Genomic DNA, 18833 nt, shown 5'->3' on the forward strand with positions numbered 1-18833 from the left:
GCGGGGGATGGAATCCCGGAGTCAATCGGGTGAGTACTCACTGGAGCGTTTTATATTTAATTGCGCCTAGCTACTTAGAAATAGAAGAAATTTTTGCCATTCGATTAGCCAGCTTACGTTTCGACAGTTTTTTGGCATCGATTTTGGAAAATTGCAGTGCGATCGAGCTTCATCTTTCTTCTAAATCCATCGATTTCTACTCACCATTTCTGAGAAGAATATCAATTTCAAAAACAAATGAGATTGATCAAACGATCGCGAGAGGGCACGACATGTTGTGCCCCTACCCTATGCGCCCTTTGTGTACGGGCATGGCACTGCCGTGCCCTCTCGCGGATCTGTCACATTCACAAATTAAGACCTAAAAAAATAGAGCCAACCCCACAGAGCAGACTCTATCTCAGTTTTGTGAATTGCAAAACGCTCAGGATTCAAATAACCAGGCGTTCACACGTTGCAAACTCTTCCAGTCAGGCTTGCGCGTGAATCCATCTGCAATGTTTTGCTTGACTTCATCACCCAACTCAGGCAGCGTCGTCAACTGTTGAGCAATCTCAATGTGAGGTCTGACCCCAGGCTTTGACAGTTCTAACATTGCCATCACGAGATTGACTCGCGCTTGAGGATCTTGAGGGTTGAGCTTCACGGCTTTTTGGGCAGCAGTCAGCGCCAGAGAAGGCTTATCCGCCAACAGATAGAGCCAGGCTAGACACGTCCAAGCAGAGCTACTCTTGCGAGAACGATCGCAGATGTCTTTAAAAACCGGAATCAACACCTCTGGATCTTCTCCAGCTTTATAGCGTTCCAGCCCTTGGTCAAAAAGCGTTTCAATAGTTTGGGTCATGATCGAACTAGAAAATTGAACAAATTAATCAGTCATGAGCCGTGATCTCGGAACCTCCTAACTCATGACTAACGATCGCTTAAGTCGTAAATGACTTTCCGCACCCACAAGTCGCGCTGGCATTGGGGTTAGTGAATTGGAAACCTCCACCAATTAAAGCATCGCTATAATCCAGCATTAGACCATAAAGATAGAGCAAGCTTTTGGGATCGCTGATCACTTGAAAGCCGCCGTAATCATAAACCTCATCATCAGGACGAATGTTATTAGGGTCTTCAAAATCCATCGTGTAAGACATGCCAGAGCAGCCGCCGCCCCGAACCCCGACCCGGAGACAAAGATCTTTTCCTTGGTTTTCTCGCAGCAGCATCACATGCTTGAGCGCAGTCTCGCTCATCATAATTCCGCGTTGTTGAGACTGGGTTGTTTGTGTCATCTGCCCGTCTGACTCCTTGGCTACATCAAAAAACGATCGTATCTATGTCACCATCTTATCGATTATTTGCTGAAAACTGATTCGTGACTCATAACTTGACTCGTCTAGCTATGCTGAAGAAGGGCTTTGCAGAATATCGGTGAGGAAAAGGATTAGCGTTTAATATAAAGTCTGCTGCCCGAATGTCCGCTCTGTTCTTCCGTTATCTGGCTTGGTTATGACTGGTCTCAATCGTGCTACTCGTCGTCGGCTGCTTGACTTGCCGCAGTTTCCCAGCGTATGGGAGGGCGATCGTCGTCCCCTCTCACCGGGTTCGCCGCTTGAACAAACAGACTGGACAGATCTGACTCCATCGCTGTCTAAGCCAGACGGTGAATGCATTCTTTGGGTTGACGGGTCGATGGGGGTCGTGCGGGCGATGGATATGGTGCCAGCAGAAACTGGGCCAGAAGCGATCGTGCGAACCCTGCTGCGAGCGATGGAGCATCCTCACAATCCGGGTAAACCCGCTAGACCTCAAAAAATTGTGGTGCGCGATCGTGAAACTCAGTTCTATCTCAGAGGTGTGCTGCAAGATTTAGAGATTGCGCTCGACTATGTGCCCGAACTGCCGCTGATTGATGAGATTTTTCGAGGGTTTCAAGAAGTCGCCGACACGCGTCCGCCCAAGTTGCCACCCCAATTTGCCGAGCAACTGATCGAGAAGGCAGAAGAGATTTGGCAAGATGCCCCCTGGGACGTGTTGGGCGATCATCAAATTTTAGAAATTGAGTTAAACCAGTGGGATCTGGGCGCTGTCTATGCCTCAGTGATGGGCAGGTTGGGCATGGAGTATGGCGTTTTGTTCTATCGATCGCTCGATTCGCTCAAGCAGTTTCGGCAGCGAGTGCTGGCTAACGAGTCGCTCGAACAGATGGAAGAAGCCTTTCTAGGGCAAGACTGTCTGTTTGTGAGCTATGAATCTGACGGCGATGAAGAAGAATTTGACGAAGAAGAATTTGACCTGGCTGACTCAGATGACTCAGAGATTCAGCCTGTTTTTGGCAATTTGCATCCGTTAGAAGGCATTCGATCGTTTCTCTATGACGAAGAAGCGATCGCGCTCGTGGTGGTTTTAGAGGCTCTGCACCGCTTTATGCGTCAGCACCGCCGCAAGTTAGACGATGCTTTTCCGCCAATTAGCAGTCGCTATAAGATCCCGGTGCCCGAAGGTGCTGAAGCAGACACAGCGCTAGTGTCGGTCAAAGTGGCGACGATGCCCGATGTGGCAGATGAACTGTTTGCCCTGGTGGGCGATGACGAGGATGATGCTTTTCCGATCATTCGCGATGATTTGGTGCCCGAAAACTCGTTTCTCAGCTTGGGCGTAATTCCCTGGGAGACGGTGGGACGAATGCGATCGCAGCTTGACTATCACCAACCTGGAGAACCTGCTGAGGTCGGAGAAGGACTGCCTGTGATTTTGATTCAAACCTCGCGACCCAAAGCGAAGGTCATGATCGCAGAGATTCAAGCGGCTGGCGGAATCAAGGGGATTTGCTTTAATCCGGGGGCTGACCCCTTTGTGGGCGATCATTATGATCTTGGACTTTTGCAAACAGGCAACGATGAGCTGCATCTGTTTGGTGAGTTTGCCGAAGACGACCCGACGCATCTGCAAGCGAGAAAAAAGTGGGATCAGCGCTGCAAAAAAACCAAAGGCTATTGTGGCTTAGTGATTGCTAAAGGGTTGACTGGGGCGAGTCGGGGTGAGCCTAGCCTCAAAGATATGGTGGCACTGTTTGAAGTGCCTGCGATCGGATCTGAGCAGCTAGGGCTAGGCACCTTAGAACGCAAATTTGCCGCCGATTGGCTCTGATTTTTGGGGTTGGGTGCTTTCTCAAATGAGACAAGATTGGGACTCGTTCGTGTCTTCTGCGATCGCCCTTCTGATCCCACCCAAAACCAGAGTGAGCGAGACTAACGTAAACTTTCTTAGCGAACCTTCCTCTTTGGTAAGCACAAATGCTTACCAAATTGCTCAAAATCAGCGAAAAAATGCTGAAGTCCATATAACTTAAAGCTTTTGACGCTCCACATTTATAAAACAGCCTATAGAATGGGTCATTGAAAATTCGAGAAAATGGGAGTTTCAGCCATTTTGAATCAACCGCCTCGAAAACTCATTTGTAGTCTCAATATGAGACTCGTGACACCACTCAACTCATAAGATAACTTCTGGGAGATTTATATGAACAAAGGCGAACTCGTGGATGCAGTTGCTGACAAAGCCAGCGTCACCAAAAAACAAGCCGATGCCGTTTTGACGGCGACGATCGAAACGATCGTTGAAGCGGTAGCTTCAGGTGACAAAGTAACGCTCGTAGGTTTTGGCTCGTTTGAGTCACGTGAGCGCAAGGCTCGTGAGGGGCGCAACCCCAAAACGGGCGATAAGATGGAGATTCCCGCAACTAAAGTTCCGGCATTTTCGGCTGGAAAGCTCTTCAAAGAGAAAGTTGCTCCTTCCGACAAATAACCCACTCAATTATTCAGCAGGCAAACTTTTTGAATCGACCAGTGCACGGGGGGAATTTGGCTTGGGCAGCAGAACTGGCTAGCTGTTCTCCCTCTGCCATTCTTGATTTTTCTGCCAGCATTAGCCCGTTGGGGCCGCCCCAATCGGCGATCGCGGCGATTCAAAACAATTTAGCCCTAGTGCGAGAATATCCTGACCCGGACTATGGGCAGTTGCGGCGGGCGATCGCTAAGACTCACCAGTTGCCCAGCGAATGGGTCTTGCCGGGAAATGGTGCCGCTGAGTTGCTCACCTGGGCTTGCTGGGATCTCGCAAAGTTAGACGAAACTCAAGTGCTTACGCCAGGGTTTAGTGATTATTTTCGGGCACTGAGCACTTTTGATGCCAAGGTGAGTCGGTGCCCGTTTGATTTCGCCAGGGTTGAAGAGCAGGGAATCGAGCCTGATCTGTTGAATTTAGCGTCCTCGATGCCAAGTTCCGCCGTTAAAACTCAAGCTCGATCGGCTGGTTTATTGCTTAATAATCCTCACAATCCGACGGGACAACTGTTTTCGAGAGCATCAATTTTGTCGTGTTTAGACGAGTTTTCGCTGGTCGTGCTGGATGAGGCATTTATGGATTTTTTGCCGCCTGATCGCCAGCAAAGTTTAATCGAAGATGTCCAACGTCATCCCAATTTAGTGATTTTACGATCGCTGACAAAATTCTACAGTCTGCCCGGATTGCGGTTGGGCTATGCGATCGCCCATCCTGATTATTTGAAGGTTTGGCAAACTCGTCGAGATCCCTGGTCAGTTAACATTTTGGCATCGGTTGCGGCTGAGGCGATGTTGTTAGATACAGAATTTCAGCAATTTCAGCAACAGACTTGGGACTGGTTACAAAGTGCCAAACCCAAACTATTTTCAGGTCTGGCAGCATTGCCGGGTTTATGTCCTTATCCTAGTGCGGCTAACTTTTTCTTAGTGCGATCGCAGCAATCGGTTCCTGAGATTCAACAGCGACTTTTAAAGCAGCACCAAATTCTGATTCGAGATTGTTTAAGCTTTCCAGAATTGGGCGATCGCTACTTCCGAATTGCAGTTCGTTCTGAGTCTGAAAATCAACGATTAATCGCAGGTCTAACCGATATTTTGTGAATCCTATGGCAGTTGACTATGATTTGGTTGTCATTGGTAACACCGCCACAGGAATCTATGCGGCCCTATCGGCTGCAAAACTTAAGGCGAGAGTCGCGATCGTTGAGCAAAACATCCGCTCAGATTCGACGATTGTCCGTCACGCATTTGCAGAGATTGGAGACATTGCTCAAAGTCTCGATCGTGTTAATCAATTAGGTTTATATCACTCCGAAATCGTCTCTGGAGTGCTGCAACTGGCAGAAGCAAAAAAATGGGCAGACACTATCAACTCAACACTTCAACAACTCGATTCTCCAGCCGTTTTAGCCTCTCTTGGCATTGAGTTTATTGCTAGTTCTGGTGAATTTTGTCGTGAACCACATTCTGGCTTTTTGGTGGATCAGCGAGTGTTACGATCGCGGACTTTTCTAATCGCAACCGAGCAAATTCCAGTTATTCCAAACATTGAGGGATTACAAACGACGGGTTATTTAACTTCTGAAACGATCGGTCAAACTATTCCATCAAAACTCGTAATTATTGGCGATGATGCGATCGGGATTGAAACCGCACAAACCTTTAATCGTTTGGGTTCTCAAGTCACCTTGATTATGAGTACTGGATTTTTAGAAACCGCCGATCGAGAAGCAGCGTTTCTGATTCAAGCTCAGTTAGAATCAGAAGGAATTCGAGTGTTAACTTACACTCTAGTAACTCAAGTCAGAAAGATTCAGTCTAAAAAATGGGTTCAGGCGGGTGATAAAGCGATCGAAACCGATGAGATTTTCTTAGCAGCAGGCTTTCAGCCAAACCTAGAATCTCTCAATCTAGAAGCGATGGGCATTTCGTTTCCGGTTCGAGTGAATACTAAATTGCAATCTGCTCACGATCGTATCTACATTTGCGGTAACTCTGTTCACTCAATTGCTCAACAAGAGGTAAATATCGCGCTTAAAAATGCGTTGTTTTTTCCAGTATTTAAGATTGATGATCGTAAGGTTCCCCGTGCTATTTTCTCTAATCCACAGATTGCCTGGGTCGGCTTAACTGAGTCTCAAGCAAATCAAGTTTATGGCAAAGATGTGGTGATTGTGCGACAGTTTTTCAAAACCTTAGTAAAAGCGCAGATCCAAACTAAGACTACGGGATTTATTAAAGTTATTACTCGTCGTAATGGGGAGATTTTAGGAACGCATATTGTTGGGGAAGACGCGAGCGAACTGATTAGCCCGATCGTCCTTGCAATCAATCAAAAACTCAAAGTTCAGGTCTTTAACGATCTGGGATTTCTGTCACCTACGTTTTCAGAGATTTTAACCAGAGTTGCGATCGAATGGGAGTCTCAAAAACTTAACCACAACTCTGGCTTACAAGACTTTTTAGAAGGCTTTTTTCGCTGGCGTAGAGCAAACTTCAAGTGACAGGTTTCCCCATGCTTCTACACTCGCGCCAACGTCACCCGCTCCGACTGATCTTGATACTTTCCCCGACGAGTCTCATAGCTGACAGCGCAGGGTGCCCCTTCTAAAAAGAGCAACTGCACAATCCCTTCGTTGGCATAAATGCGACAGTCAGCACTCGACGAATTAGAAAACTCTAGCGTTAAATGTCCCCGCCAACCAGCTTCAGCAGGCGTTAGATTAGCAATTAACCCAATTCGCGCATAGGTCGATTTGCCAATGCAAATTACTGTCACGTTTTCGGGCACTTCTAATCGCTCTAGTGCGACCCCCAATCCATAGGTGTGAGCAGGCAAAATAAAATAGCTGCCATTCTCATCGTCGTGCAGGGCTGCGGGTTCTAAATTGGCAGGGTTGAAATGTTTAGGGTCAACCACTGTGCCCGGAATGTGACGAAAAATCCGAAACTCGGAGGGTGACAGTCGCAGATCATAGCCAAAGCTGCTCAACCCATAAGAAATGACGGGTGCCCCCTCGACTCGTCTAACCAATTGAGGCTCAAAGGGGCTAATCATACCCTTTTGCGCCATTTGCGAAATCCAGTTATCGTTTTTAATCATGGTGATTGCTCAGGGTTGGTGGCTACGACGAAGTTCAGTAATCTGATCGGCTACATCTAGAATCGCTTGAGGCATCTCAGGGCCAGTCAAAATGACATCGACCTGACGAGGACGCTGCTTTAAAAACGCCAGCACTTCGGCTTGAGGAATCAACCCAAAGTTGATCGCCAGACTCAACTCGTCTAGCACCACCAGGTCATATTTGCCCTGATGCACCACCGCTTGGGTATATTGCCACAACTCAAGCAGCGCCACGACTTCGGCATCATCTAGTTCTGGCGTGTCAATGCAACGAGGAATGTCACACCGAATCCAATCTAGGTTTTGACTGAGTTGCACGGGTCGATCGTGCCCCTGCCCAATTCCCCCCTTGAGAAACTGCACCACTAAAACCGAGGTGCCCTGCCCCGCAATTCGCAGCGCTTGTGCCATTACCCCAGTGAAAAAGTTGCGGTGAAAAGACGTAAACACTTGCACCAAGCCCTCAATGCTGAGATTGAGGACTCGATCGGAGTCAAAAACCGGAGTTTCTATTTGTGAAACCATAGGGGCAGTCCAGGTGATCAAGAACGATAATAGATATAGCGTACTTCAAAAATCGTTTCCCCATAAAACACTACCTATAGAGAAACGTCAAGAGTAGTTTGGGCGATCGTTCCCACTCTACCCGCTCTAACTCAGATAGAGGGATGAGAAGATTCTTTTTTAATGACGCTTGGCTCGATCGCTGGATAGACTTCACCCTTTAGCAACAGAATACAAACAAAAAAGCCAGAAATACAGGCGTTCTTTGTTAAAGTCCTCGACTCACGGCGCTGCCTGTGCCTTGAAACATCAGCCACGATAGGAAGAAATTAGAAATAAAGATCGCCAGCAGCGAAGTAACGACCGCTGTTGTCGTAGATTGTCCGACTCCTTTTGCGCCGCCCGTTGTAGTCAAACCCCAGCTAGAGCCAATAATTGAAATCAGTGCCCCAAAGAAAAAGCCTTTGATCGGCGCACTGCATAAATCCCAAACGCTCAAAAAATTGCGCGCCGAGTTGAGAAACACGGTGTTAGAAATGCCATACAGCGCATCAGCAATCACCATTCCGCCTGCCACACCTGTAACCAGTGCCAGAACGGTGAGAATCGGCAACATCAAACAGCAGGCAATCACCCGCGGAATGACGAGATAATCGATCGGGTCAGTTCGCAGCATATAGAGCGCGTCGATCTGCTCTGTCACCTTCATCGTGCCGATTTCTGCTGCAAACGCCGAGCCAACTCGACCCGCTAAAACAACGGCAGTCAGCACCGGAGCCAACTCTCTCGATAGAGAAATAACCAGCACCCCTCCGACTGCCGTTCCTGCACCCAGATTAATAAATTCTCGCGCCACCTGAATGGTAAATACTGCGCCGACAAAGCCAGCCGTGATCAAAGCAATTAACAGCGACTCAGGCCCGACCGCCGCCATTTGCTCTAACGTGTTGCGGCGATTAATCTTGCCATTGAGCAGATGCACTAAGACCTGTCCACCGAGCAGCACCGCAGCGAGTAGGCGCTGGCTCCAAAGTCCTAAAGATGAAGAAGGGGAGGGAGTCTCAGTCAACGAGTGATGCCTCAGAAGCTACGTTAGCAGGATATCAGGTAAGTCGGATAGAGAGATTGCAGATTACATTGTTTACATCAGAACGCGAGGTAATTTGGCATGGTAGGAAAGCGGCTTCAGCCTTCAAGATTGGTGGTGCCCCCCGATGATGAAGAATCGACGATCGATTATTTCTATGATGTCCCCGGTTCAATGCCCGGAACCCTAAACATTGAGCCAGATGCTCCGCCTCCAGTGATTGTGCTGATCGACTATAGCGAGAAAACCGCCATTCGTCTGCAAGTCGAAACGCCCGAAGAGTGTGCGGCTCACCTCGACACAGAATCGGTGTCTTGGGTCGATGTCAAAGGGCTAGGCAGTGAAGATATCTTAAAGCGGCTAGGAGCGGTCTTTACGCTGCATCCCCTAGTGTTAGAAGACATTGTGAATGTGCCACAGCGCCCCAAAGTGGAGGAATATGAAGACCAACTGCTGATCATCGCTCGTATGGTGATGCTGCGGCGATCGGGCAGAAGCTTTCTCACCGAGCAAGTCAGCTTGATTTTGGGCAAACACTATCTGCTGACGGTGCAAGAGGAGCCGGAAAACGACTGTTTTGCCACCGTGCGAGAACGGATTCGTCTCAATAAAGGCACGATTCGCAAACACAATGCTGACTATCTCGCCTACACGCTTCTAGACTCGATCGTAGACGGCTTTTTCCCAATTCTTGAAAACTATGGAGAAGAAATCGAAGAATTAGAAGATGAAGTGGTCGCTAATCCGACGCGTCAAACTCTAGAAAAGATTCACAAGATCAAGCGCGAGTTGTTGACTTTGCGGCGATCAATTTGGCCGCAGCGCGATGCCATTAATGCGCTGATTCGAGATGGCAGCGACCTGATTAGTGATGAAGTTCGAGTTTATTTGCGCGATTGCTATGATCATGCCGTTCAGGTGCTAGACATGGTAGAGACTTACCGAGAGCTATCCTCTAGTCTGATGGATGTCTATCTGTCGTCAGTCAGCAACCGCATGAATGAAGTGATGAAGCTTTTGACGATCGTCTCGACGATCTTTATTCCGCTCACCTTTGTTGCCGGAGTTTATGGCATGAACTTCAACGTCGAGAAGTCTCCGTTCAACATGCCAGAACTTAACTGGTATTTGGGTTATCCACTCTGTTGGGCGGTGATGATTGCGATCGCGACGGTCTTGATTGTCTTCTTCAAGCGCAAAGGCTGGTTTGAAAACTTCTCAACCGTTAAAAGTCGAGACTGAATAGGGGCACGACAATGCCATGCCCTTACTGGGTGACTGGCGCTTAAATCTAGTCACGCTTTAAGCGTCGCAGTTCTTCTTGCAGATCCATCACTTGCCGCCGCATTTCGTCAACGCTGTTAGGAGGCGCAGATGCGGTAGGGGTTTCTTCGTCATCGAGAATCTCGATTTTGCGAGGTTCTGTGGGTTTTTTGGCGGTCGGCTCAACGGTGGGGTTTTGTTGAGCGCGGCTCACCATTTCATCGACAAAACGCCGACCTTCTTCAGCCGTCATCTCGCCTCGATCGACCATTTCATCTGCCAATTTTTGCACCTGCACTCGCAGTTCGCCAAGCTTCTCGCCCGCTTTTTCACCCGCGTAAGAGGCCACGCCAATGCCTAAATAAACCGCTTTTTGAACGAGATCTCCCAAACCCATATGCTTTAGGCTCCTGTGTCAGTTTCTTCCAGGATAGCGAAGAAAACTAGAAGACTGACTACGGGGGTTTACCGTCCAAAAAAAGTGACCCGGAGACTACGCCTATCGTGAGCATCCCGTATTGCTGCTACCTTCCGGTCCTGACAAGATTTGGGTGTCGCGATCGCATAGATCCGAGTCACTTATCAGAATAGCATTATTCGACCACCACACGCCACTCATAAAGTCGGTAATCAACACACCCGTTTTGAACGAGGGGATCTTCAGCGACGATCGCTTTGGCTTGATCCATTGAGGCGGCCTTAAACAAAAGCATTCCGCCCCCATAGTGCGCCCAGTAGCCAGTGCGGGCTTCGTGACCTCTGTCGATTAACTCTTTAACAAACGCTTTATGGGCGGCAACATGGCGATCGAAGACAGCCTTATCGACAATTCCTTCTTCGATCTTCACAAACCAGGGCATTGCTGTTCTCTTCCTTGGATAGACCATTGGCGCAATCATGTCCATTCAGTAGTTTACAGTCCTCGTTTGGTGACAAAGTATTTTTTCACTCCAGTTCATGAATGTGTATATTTCTAAAAGTGAAATTGCGATCGCTACTTAGATTTCACCGAAGAGTTGTGTTCTTACTGTTACCTCACCGCCTAACACGTTTTGCCCATTGATATGACGTTCAATCAGCGCGTCAGGAATTTGAACCAAGCCTTGTGCTTTTAGCAAGCGAACAAGTTGTTCACAAAGCTTGAATAACGACTTTGAGCGCTCTTGTGTAGGAACCAAAACAGTGGTGTCAACGAGTGAAATTTCATACACCCGAAGACGAAAGAATCCACCTTTTCGACTGACATCGACTCGTATTTTAAACTGAGCTAATTTTTCTGCTGAGTCGTAGTCATTGTCAGTTGACGCAGAGGGTGACTTGCCTTGCTCATGAATCAAGATCAAAAAATTGTAGGCATTGCGGTAGTTCCGATCTAGATCGTAAAAAACTCTCACACCCATTTTCTTAACAACGACTTCGGCTAACTCAAGGAATCGTTTTTCATCAAAGATCTCAAGCTCCTTCGACTGCAACTCGCATAGCCATTGAAGAATCTCATCTAGAAAAACTGCACTTTCATCTCGGCTCGAAATCGAACTCTTAGATGGATGGCGTTTTTTGCCCATCTCGTTTCTCTTCAGCTTCTCGTTCTCATAAACAATGCTACCCCATCGTCCTTACTGACTGTTTGAGCAATCTAACAAGCCATTAAGCGGTTTTAAAGAAGCGGATAATTTCGCGCACATGGTCGAGAAACTGTCCGTCAGTGGTAAGTTGAGCGATCGCCTGTTTTGCCTCACGGGACAAGCGATCGTGTTCGGCTTGATTGGTCGATCGTAAGTTTTCTTGACTCGCCGCCACATGGGTTAAGTCTTGACGAATCGCATCAGATTGACGCTGCTGAGTTGCCACCCAAGAACTCGGATCATCAGGATTAAGTTGAGATGCTAACCGCTCCACTGTGGCTTCTAATTGCTGAAATCGGCTCCGCAGTTCAACCACGTCTTCGCGCGGATATTGAAACTGCTGTCGCAGCGTCGCAATTCGAGTCGCAAAATATTGATAGGTTCGCACTGCCGGACGAAGCACCGTTAACAGCAACGCTGCCCCAGAACTGACGTAGCCGACTTGACTGATCCCCGCAGCCGCCAGTCCATACAATCCGATCGCTGAAAGAATGTGTAGAGCAATCACGACCCAGCCTGATCGCTCGGCAACGACTCGAATATAGTCCACTTGGCGTTGATCAACAGGAATGCCCTTCTCATCAGAAAGCGCTGCTTCTGCGAGGGCTTCCTTTGCATCAAAATAAATGTTCCACGGGATGGTGACGATCGCCAGCAACCAGCCAAAACTCGCTGCCGCGATCGCCCAATCTACAAAGCTCCCCGTCGGAATCTGCAACCAGTGCAGCCCTCCAAACAGCAGCAGCAACAGGGTCACAAATCCAAAACTCAGGCCAAGGTAGCTAGAATACATCTCAATTCTCTCAAAGATCGGTGTCTCGATCGTGGTTGGGAAAACCGGAATGATTGGAGATTTTGTGCCACTTCCGAGAGTTCCCTAATCGATCGAGATCGACTGAGGACTGTTGCCATTGTGGCTGCCACTGCTAGAAGTTGGGTAAGAAGTCGTGCCTGTCTGCTGGTCTAACCAACTTTTAACAGGGTCATCAGCCAGACTTAAGCGCAGCAGCCCAGAGACTAGCCCGCCAAAGAAGGCAACGGGTTGCTGAGTGATTTCTTTAAAAATGGGCGAGAGTTCGTCAAAGAACATAATCAGAATTCCTTCAGGCTGAATTTAAGATTCTTTTTGGATAGTAGCGCGTCTACGAGATGAGTGGCGATAAACCAACTGGCTGGTTTTTCAAACATTTGGTGAAAGCACTCAGCAGGTAAACCAAGCGAGATAAGATAGAAACTGGTCTATCGTGCCACAAGGGGTGTCACCTGTGCTGAAAGCGCTGACTGCTGACTTCAAAATCATTTTCGATCGCGACCCTGCCGCCCGCAAGTGGTTAGAAGTCTTATTTTGCTATCCGGGTTTGCAAGCATTAGTTCTTCATCGCTTCGCCCACTGGCTTTATGGGTGGGGGTTGCCCTTCGTGCCTCGGTTTATTTCTCATCTTGCTAGATTTTTTACGGGAATTGAGATTCACCCCGGAGCGACGATCGGAATAGGAGTCTTCATCGATCACGGCATGGGAGTTGTGATTGGTGAGACAGCGATCGTCGGTGACTATGCGCTAATCTATCAAGGCGTTACCCTCGGTGGAACGGGCAAAGAAAGCGGTAAACGCCACCCAACTCTGGGCGAAAACGTTATCGTCGGCGCAGGTGCCAAAGTTTTAGGAAATCTGCAAATCGGCAACAATGTGCGGATTGGCGCAGGATCAGTGGTGTTGCGAGATGTGCCTGCTGATTGCACCGTGGTTGGCGTTCCCGGTCGGATTGTCTTTCGATCGGGTGAGCGCGTTGAGCCACTAGAGCACGGGCGACTCCCCGATTCTGAGGCTCAGGTGATTCGGGCACTCGTCGATCGCATCGAATCTTTAGAGCAGCAGCTTCAACTCGTGCAAACGCGTCAATCACTAGCGGTTTGCTATGCGATGGCGGCGGTGAATCCTGAAGAAGCGTTCCAAAATCCGACCTCTTTAAACTCACCAACTAATGGAACGGATGCTCCTTTGCCTAAGTGCCAACTGAGCAATCGTGTCATCGACGAATTTTTGGATGGTGCCGGGATCTAGCAGCAACAGATTAGGCAAAAAATGCAGTGGATGGCTGATTTGTGGGGATCACAAGTTAGCTATCCGCTAACTCTATTTTAAAGGCGAACACCCTAAAACTTCATCGTAGATTTAAGAAAATTCCAAAGTGTAAGGAACCGATAAAGAAAATTTTGCGGTAGATACGGAGAACATCTAATCTCCTGTACTGTAATTGCGTTCGATCGGTTGGGCCTCTCATCAAAGCTTGGATTTTATGGATTTACTAGATGCACTGCGACTTGACCCCTTTTATCAGATTGGCAAGGCTTGCAGAAGGGAAAGATTTTCGTGGCATCTGTCTTGATCATTCAAACGGTGACAGCCGCGCGAATCTTTGAAGGCTTGGCTCCCCTTTAAACACTGGTTTCACTTCATACTTACCAATGTTTATCGATCGTAAGAAATTTGATCCTATTCATTCGCTCTCTACGGGAATCTTGGATAATTTCCTTTGTTGAGTAGTGGGCAGTTTGTCAATCAAGACGTTTGTCCGACAAATATTTAAGGAAAGAGATGAAGTTGAATTCTCAAGCTCTGAAACAGGAATGGTTCTCAAATGTGAGAGCAGATGTTTTATCAGGAACGGCAGTGGCGCTGGCATTGATTCCAGAAGCGATCGCATTCTCGATTATCGCTGGCGTTGACCCAAAAGTTGGGTTATATGCTGCATCGATCATCGCTGTGATCACCGCGATCGTGGGGGGGCGACCTGGCTTAATTTCAGCCGCAACCGGATCAATGTCACTGCTGATGATTCATCTCGTCAAAGATCACGGGCTGCAATATCTACTTGCAGCCACGATTCTCACGGGAATCTTGCAGGTTTTGTTTGGCGTGCTGAAGCTGGGCCGCCAAATGAAGTATGTTCCCCACGCGGTCATGCTGGGATTTGTCAATGCACTGGCAGTTCTGATTTTTGTGGCACAACTGCCGCAGCTTATAAACGTTCCTCTAGCCGTGTATCCGATCGTTGTGATCGCGTTTTCCATCATCTACACGTTGCCTAGATTTACAAAAGCCATTCCGTCTTCGTTAGTCGCGATCGTGGTGATGACGGCGGTTGTGATCATGGTCAAAATTGATGTTCCCACTGTGGGCACTATGGGCGAATTGCCGACAACACTGCCATTTTTCATCGTGCCAAACGTGCCGCTGAATGCAGAAACGCTGCAAATTATCTTTCCATATTCGCTGACGTTGGCGATCGTGGGGCTGCTCGAATCGCTACTGACCGCTGCCTTGCTAGATGAACTCACCGATACTCCCAGCAACAAAAATCAAGAAGCTAAAGGACAGGGCATCGCCAACATTGTCACAGGCTTCTTTGGCGGGATGGCAGGCTGCGCCTTGATCGGACAATCAGTGATTAACTTTCAATCGGGGGGGCGGGGGCGACTTTCAACGCTGTGTGCAGGCGTTTTTCTGCTGTTCTTCATTCTAGTGATGGGAGATTGGGTCAAGCAAATTCCGATGGCGGCACTGGTTGCAGTGATGATTATGGTGTCGATCGAAACGTTTAGCTGGTCATCTCTGAAATTGATTTCGCGGGTTCCTCGCAGCGAGACAGTCGTGATGCTTACAACAGTCATGATGACTTTCCTAACTCACAATTTAGCGATCGGCGTTGGGGTTGGCATTGTATTAAGCACAGTGTTCTTCTCACGTAAGATTGCTAAGGTTATTTTTGTTGATTCTAGTTTGAGTTTTGACAGCGCACACCGCACTTATCGCGTTGCAGGACAATTGTTTTTTGTCTCGATCGATGAGTTTCTAGCCGCGTTTAACTTCAAAGAAGGATTAGAGTCTGTTGCGATCGATTTCTCTGCGGCTCATCTCTGGGATCAATCGGCGGTTAACGCGATCAATAAAGTCGTCCTTCAGTTTCGTCGCAATGGAACCGAGGTGAAACTGGTTGGGTTAAATGAAGCGAGCACAACTTTACTCAACAAGCTGACAGCTTCTGACACATCCGACAACGTAAACGAATCAACGGCTCACTAAATGCACAAAACCGTTGGGCAAAATTCTGCGTTATTTCAACCGATCGAATTTGTTAGACAAACGGCGGGTTGCGATCGGCATTGATGAACAGAATCAACAACTAGTTGAAATCTTACGTCTTTTCTGAGAGGTTTTGGTACGTTTCTCTGGAATCTGTTGTACACAGGCAACATACTCATTCTCTCGCCCAAGCTCTGTTGCAAGAGCCGCAATGTTCAATCGTTTTAGTAAGTCGATCGTGATCGGTCGTTTATCATTCCAGAAGATCATGGAACTTAGAAATTCTGTCGCGATCGAGGAGTTAAGGATTTCAGTGAGAAACACCGCCTCGTCTTCAGACCCGCATGACAGAAAATAAACCGTGTCATCAAATACGGCAGGTCGGTCATCAACTGAGCGAATGGCAGTGAACACTACTTTTTTATAGAATCCTGAAATTGCGACCTTCCAAGGCCTGAAAGTGTAGTCACCGACTCCAAAAATTGAGAAAGGTGGACGATTTTGGTAGATTGAACTGCCTCGTTTTGCAAGAGCATCTGCATTGTCTTGAAGATATCGCCATGTTATGGGAGCATCATACTCAATGTGAGCCGTATCTTCCCCGACGAGGTGTTGTGTGACAAGTAAATATTTTCGACACGTTACGATTCGGTTGTTACTAATGTCTGAGCTTTTGAAAAGAGGATAGATATAGATGTTTTCTAAAGCGATCGTGATGCCGTTACCATTCCGATAACCATCAGTCCTTTTTTCTAGCTCCATCACCTTAGCACAGTCATGCTTAATGCCAGAACGCCAAGTACATTTTTCATCGCTTCCATGCAGATGTTGCCAGCGATCGTAAACGACTATATTAGCAATCATTACTCCGTTTCGATATCCGAGTGTGTGGGATGCTTGAGCGTCCGACAAATCATCATAAACAAGGCAGTCTTTTGAGAATGAATGCTGTCCAAACTCCACCACAAACAAGCAGGCATCGACAGCCGCCCTAAAATAATGCATCGCGTCAAACTTATAAATCCGGGCAGATTGGGTTGGATAGCCGTGCTTCCAAGCGTAGACCAACACCTTACGCGCCACTGATGCTTTGCAGAGCATTGCCATTATTCCAGTTCGCTGCTTGAACCATTCAAGATGCTGAAGTAACATCCATTCTGAAATGTCAAAATTGCTCTTGCCTGTGAGGGCATCCAATCCATTCAAGCTCTGAAAATTTGACTTCTTGGGAAGATTAGAGCTTTGAAGTCCTCCCAGCATCGAATTCGTGACCCAAGGCGGATTGCCAATTACTAAAATTGGTTCAGGCAACTGACTTAGAATTTCAGACCAGTCCATTTGAAAGAAGTCAGCGTGTAGTGTTTGAACGGAAAGGTCTATTCCATTGGCAATGAGTTGCTGCTGTAATGCTTCTAAGTGAGTTTTATTGATCTCAACCCCCACAGATTGTTGAGCAGTGGGAAATGCTGCGATCGCCGCTAGCAGGAATGAGCCACGCCCACAAGTTGGTTCTAGGATCGATTTAGGGTCGATCGTAAGTTGTTTGATCACCTGAAGCGATCGACGAGCCAAGTCATCGGGAGTTTGAAAATCGCCAAACTCGCAAGCCCGACTATTCTTGAGCAAGACCATGCCTCATTACCTCACCCGATAAACACCCTCTACGTTACCAGCGTTTTGAATCACACGGCTGTATTGAAGTCGCCACTGTAGAGCATTTGAGATAGTGAGATATCCAGGCTCCGGCGGGTTTTGCAAAAGTTCTTCAGCCAGCTTTTGAGCTTCAATCTCATCAACTGGAAGGTTTCTATCCATCATAAAAGCGATGAGATCATCAACATTGCCGTCGTTTTCTAGAATTTGAATGATTCCTCGTGTCATTTGAAAGTCGGCAGTTCGGGTCTTATCTACAAAAATTGTGTGCAGCATTTCTAGCCGACCCGTCCGGTTGATCGAGTCGTCGGTTTTGCTGTAGACAAACACGAGTAGGTGATAGCCAAGACCAAATATCTTTTGCCGCGCCGATCGGTAAGGACAAGATGATTGAGGTTGACGGATGCTTGTCACCTTGATATCGACTTCAAGACCCGGTAGATCAATCCCCATTGCAGAATTTCCAGGCAGTAATGTGTACAAGGTGATTAAGTGAGCCGTAAACTTATGCTCAAGGTAGGTGCCGATCGCTTTTCCGTCAGTCACGCCATACAAAGCGGGTTCGTCATAAATGCTTTCAATATCTGCAAATCTTGCGGCTTCCTGCCAAAGCATCGGTAGTGTGAGTTGCGTCATACCGTTTTTTGTATAAGGCTACGAGCCTAGCATTCCCAGAATGGTTGAGCTTGCTGAGTAGAATAAAATCGATCGCAAATCAGGTAAGGTCCTGTAAACGCTCAAAACTACGGTACGTCGTGTAGAGCGACACCGCATATGGTGCTATAGTGGTGTTATACCTGCTGTACTATTCCTTCGAGTTGTCATTGATACCAATGTTGTGTTTGAAGGCTTAACTAAACAAGGTGGAGCTGCGGGTCTCATTATTGATGCCTGGTTGGCTGGTTTTATAGAAGTTTACGTTTCTAATGCCCTCGCCTATGAATATGAGGATGTGTTGTCTCGCAAACTTTCAGAAGTCCGTTGGAGTCAATTGCAGTCTGTATTAGGGTCGCTTCTCAATGCGGCTCACTTTACGCCGATTTACTTCTCGTGGCGACTGACTTCACCCGATCCGGGCGATGATTTGGTCATTGATTGTGCGATGAATGCAGGAGCAATAGTCGTCACATCAAATGTTCGAGATTTTCGGAGTGCAACAGAGTCACTGGGTATACGGGTAGTAACACCCATACAATTCGTCGTCGAATTAACATCAGGAGGAACTCAGATCTTGCAGCAGTCTCAACAGGGAGTTGCAAAACGGCTAAAAGTCTGTAAGAAAGGGCGTAGAAATAGTTGAATTAGGACGGTTATGGAAACCATCTTGCAACACGCCCAAGGATTAGTGTACGCCCTGCTTCACTTGATGCCTAGCCCCTATCAGCACGCTAGTCTCAGTTCTCTTTTAGGACTGTTTTTAGAGGCGCAGGGTCATCCTGTCCCTCAGGGGTGCCAGACGAAATCTGCTAGCGCGTTGAGCCGCTTTCTGAATCACTCCGAGTGGTCAACTCGTTCGGTGCTGAGAACGACTCGCCACCAGGTGTTGCAGCAGATGAGAGCGCATCTTCCAGGCTCTGGCAGCCCCCTGAAAGTATTGATTGACTTAACCACCTTGGAGAAGTGCGGCAAGTTTCGGCACCTGGGCGACCCGACCGAGGA

The 18833-nt window shown here is 47.8% G+C and carries 21 protein-coding genes, 1 other RNA gene and 1 pseudogene; 10 read left to right on the forward strand and 13 right to left on the reverse strand.

Annotated features, from left to right (window positions below; all coding sequences use genetic code 11):
* Positions 1-365: hypothetical protein (locus C7B65_RS24980; protein ID WP_219898732.1), on the forward strand; the 365-nt coding region annotated here is incomplete at its 5' end.
* A gap of 59 nt (positions 366-424) precedes the next feature.
* Here the strand turns inward: C7B65_RS24980 and C7B65_RS24985 are convergent.
* Both C7B65_RS24985 and C7B65_RS24990 read right to left on the reverse strand, forming a co-directional pair.
* Positions 425-844, reverse strand: a complete 420-nt coding sequence (locus tag C7B65_RS24985) for a tetratricopeptide repeat protein (RefSeq protein WP_073075182.1) — start codon at positions 842-844, stop codon at positions 425-427.
* 79 nt (positions 845-923) lie between these two features.
* Positions 924-1280, reverse strand: a complete 357-nt coding sequence (locus tag C7B65_RS24990) for a HesB/IscA family protein (protein ID WP_073075181.1) — start codon at positions 1278-1280, stop codon at positions 924-926.
* 217 nt (positions 1281-1497) lie between these two features.
* On the opposite strand from C7B65_RS24990, the gene C7B65_RS24995 reads away from it, so the two are divergent.
* The 4 genes from C7B65_RS24995 (at position 1498) to C7B65_RS25010 (ending at position 6337) form a co-directional block, all read left to right on the forward strand.
* Positions 1498-3138, forward strand: a complete 1641-nt coding sequence (locus tag C7B65_RS24995) for a DUF6930 domain-containing protein (protein WP_073075180.1) — start codon at positions 1498-1500, stop codon at positions 3136-3138.
* Positions 3139-3510: 372 nt separating this feature from the next.
* Positions 3511-3795: an HU family DNA-binding protein gene (locus tag C7B65_RS25000; protein ID WP_073075179.1), complete on the forward strand. Its 285-nt coding sequence runs from the start codon at positions 3511-3513 to the stop codon at positions 3793-3795.
* A 29-nt stretch (positions 3796-3824) separates the two neighbouring features.
* Positions 3825-4934, forward strand: coding sequence for a threonine-phosphate decarboxylase CobD (gene cobD, locus C7B65_RS25005; RefSeq protein WP_073075178.1), 1110 nt, complete (start codon positions 3825-3827; stop codon positions 4932-4934).
* A 5-nt stretch (positions 4935-4939) separates the two neighbouring features.
* Positions 4940-6337: an FAD-dependent oxidoreductase gene (locus tag C7B65_RS25010; RefSeq protein ID WP_073075177.1), complete on the forward strand. Its 1398-nt coding sequence runs from the start codon at positions 4940-4942 to the stop codon at positions 6335-6337.
* A gap of 17 nt (positions 6338-6354) precedes the next feature.
* Here the strand turns inward: C7B65_RS25010 and dcd are convergent, their stop codons facing one another.
* From dcd to C7B65_RS25025, 3 genes are all read right to left on the reverse strand, one after another.
* Positions 6355-6936: a dCTP deaminase gene (gene dcd / locus C7B65_RS25015; RefSeq protein ID WP_073075176.1), complete on the reverse strand. Its 582-nt coding sequence runs from the start codon at positions 6934-6936 to the stop codon at positions 6355-6357.
* Between the two features lie 9 nt (positions 6937-6945).
* The gene (locus C7B65_RS25020; protein WP_073075175.1) at positions 6946-7482 is read right to left on the reverse strand and encodes a P-loop NTPase family protein; all 537 of its coding nucleotides are present in this window, start codon (positions 7480-7482) and stop codon (positions 6946-6948) included.
* Between the two features lie 247 nt (positions 7483-7729).
* Entirely contained in the window at positions 7730-8530 is an 801-nt protein-coding gene (locus C7B65_RS25025) for an MlaE family lipid ABC transporter permease subunit (RefSeq protein WP_073075174.1), read from the reverse strand.
* 99 nt (positions 8531-8629) lie between these two features.
* Here C7B65_RS25025 and corA point away from each other — a divergent pair, with 99 nt between their 5' ends.
* Positions 8630-9790, forward strand: a complete 1161-nt coding sequence (gene corA / locus C7B65_RS25030) for a magnesium/cobalt transporter CorA (protein WP_073075173.1) — start codon at positions 8630-8632, stop codon at positions 9788-9790.
* Positions 9791-9839: 49 nt separating this feature from the next.
* Here corA and C7B65_RS25035 read toward each other — a convergent pair whose 3' ends face one another.
* The 6 genes from C7B65_RS25035 to C7B65_RS25060 all read right to left on the reverse strand — a co-directional run bounded on the left by C7B65_RS25035 (position 9840) and on the right by C7B65_RS25060 (position 12526).
* The gene (locus C7B65_RS25035) at positions 9840-10208 is read right to left on the reverse strand and encodes a phasin family protein (RefSeq protein ID WP_073075172.1); all 369 of its coding nucleotides are present in this window, start codon (positions 10206-10208) and stop codon (positions 9840-9842) included.
* A gap of 83 nt (positions 10209-10291) precedes the next feature.
* An RNA gene (gene ffs, locus C7B65_RS25040) (signal recognition particle sRNA small type) lies at positions 10292-10388 on the reverse strand.
* 16 nt (positions 10389-10404) lie between these two features.
* Positions 10405-10671, reverse strand: coding sequence for a YciI family protein (locus tag C7B65_RS25045; RefSeq protein ID WP_073075171.1), 267 nt, complete (start codon positions 10669-10671; stop codon positions 10405-10407).
* A 138-nt stretch (positions 10672-10809) separates the two neighbouring features.
* A complete protein-coding gene (locus C7B65_RS25050) occupies positions 10810-11376 on the reverse strand; it encodes a hypothetical protein (protein WP_073075170.1) in 567 nt (188 codons plus the stop codon).
* A gap of 82 nt (positions 11377-11458) precedes the next feature.
* Positions 11459-12229: a hypothetical protein gene (locus tag C7B65_RS25055; RefSeq protein ID WP_073075169.1), complete on the reverse strand. Its 771-nt coding sequence runs from the start codon at positions 12227-12229 to the stop codon at positions 11459-11461.
* Positions 12230-12313: 84 nt separating this feature from the next.
* Positions 12314-12526, reverse strand: a complete 213-nt coding sequence (locus C7B65_RS25060; RefSeq protein WP_073075168.1) for a ssl0294 family protein — start codon at positions 12524-12526, stop codon at positions 12314-12316.
* A gap of 175 nt (positions 12527-12701) precedes the next feature.
* Between C7B65_RS25060 and cysE the strand changes: the two genes are divergently transcribed.
* A complete protein-coding gene (gene cysE, locus C7B65_RS25065; RefSeq protein ID WP_073075167.1) occupies positions 12702-13499 on the forward strand; it encodes a serine O-acetyltransferase in 798 nt (265 codons plus the stop codon).
* A gap of 534 nt (positions 13500-14033) precedes the next feature.
* Entirely contained in the window at positions 14034-15521 is a 1488-nt protein-coding gene (locus C7B65_RS25070; protein ID WP_219898733.1) for a SulP family inorganic anion transporter, read from the forward strand.
* Positions 15522-15614: 93 nt separating this feature from the next.
* On the opposite strand, the gene C7B65_RS25075 is transcribed toward C7B65_RS25070, so the two are convergent.
* Positions 15615-17153, reverse strand: a complete 1539-nt coding sequence (locus C7B65_RS25075; RefSeq protein WP_073075166.1) for an N-6 DNA methylase — start codon at positions 17151-17153, stop codon at positions 15615-15617.
* A 6-nt stretch (positions 17154-17159) separates the two neighbouring features.
* Entirely contained in the window at positions 17160-17810 is a 651-nt protein-coding gene (locus C7B65_RS25080; protein ID WP_073075165.1) for a type II restriction-modification system restriction endonuclease, read from the reverse strand.
* Positions 17811-17997: 187 nt separating this feature from the next.
* Between C7B65_RS25080 and C7B65_RS25085 the strand changes: the two genes are divergently transcribed.
* Positions 17998-18474, forward strand: a complete 477-nt coding sequence (locus C7B65_RS25085) for a PIN domain-containing protein (protein WP_262983571.1) — start codon at positions 17998-18000, stop codon at positions 18472-18474.
* A 12-nt stretch (positions 18475-18486) separates the two neighbouring features.
* Positions 18487-18833, forward strand: a pseudogene (locus C7B65_RS25090) (IS701 family transposase); the annotation flags it as partial.

Source organism: Phormidesmis priestleyi ULC007 (assembly GCF_003003695.1).
GTDB classification, from domain to species: Bacteria; Cyanobacteriota; Cyanobacteriia; order Leptolyngbyales; family Leptolyngbyaceae; genus Phormidesmis_A; species Phormidesmis_A priestleyi_A.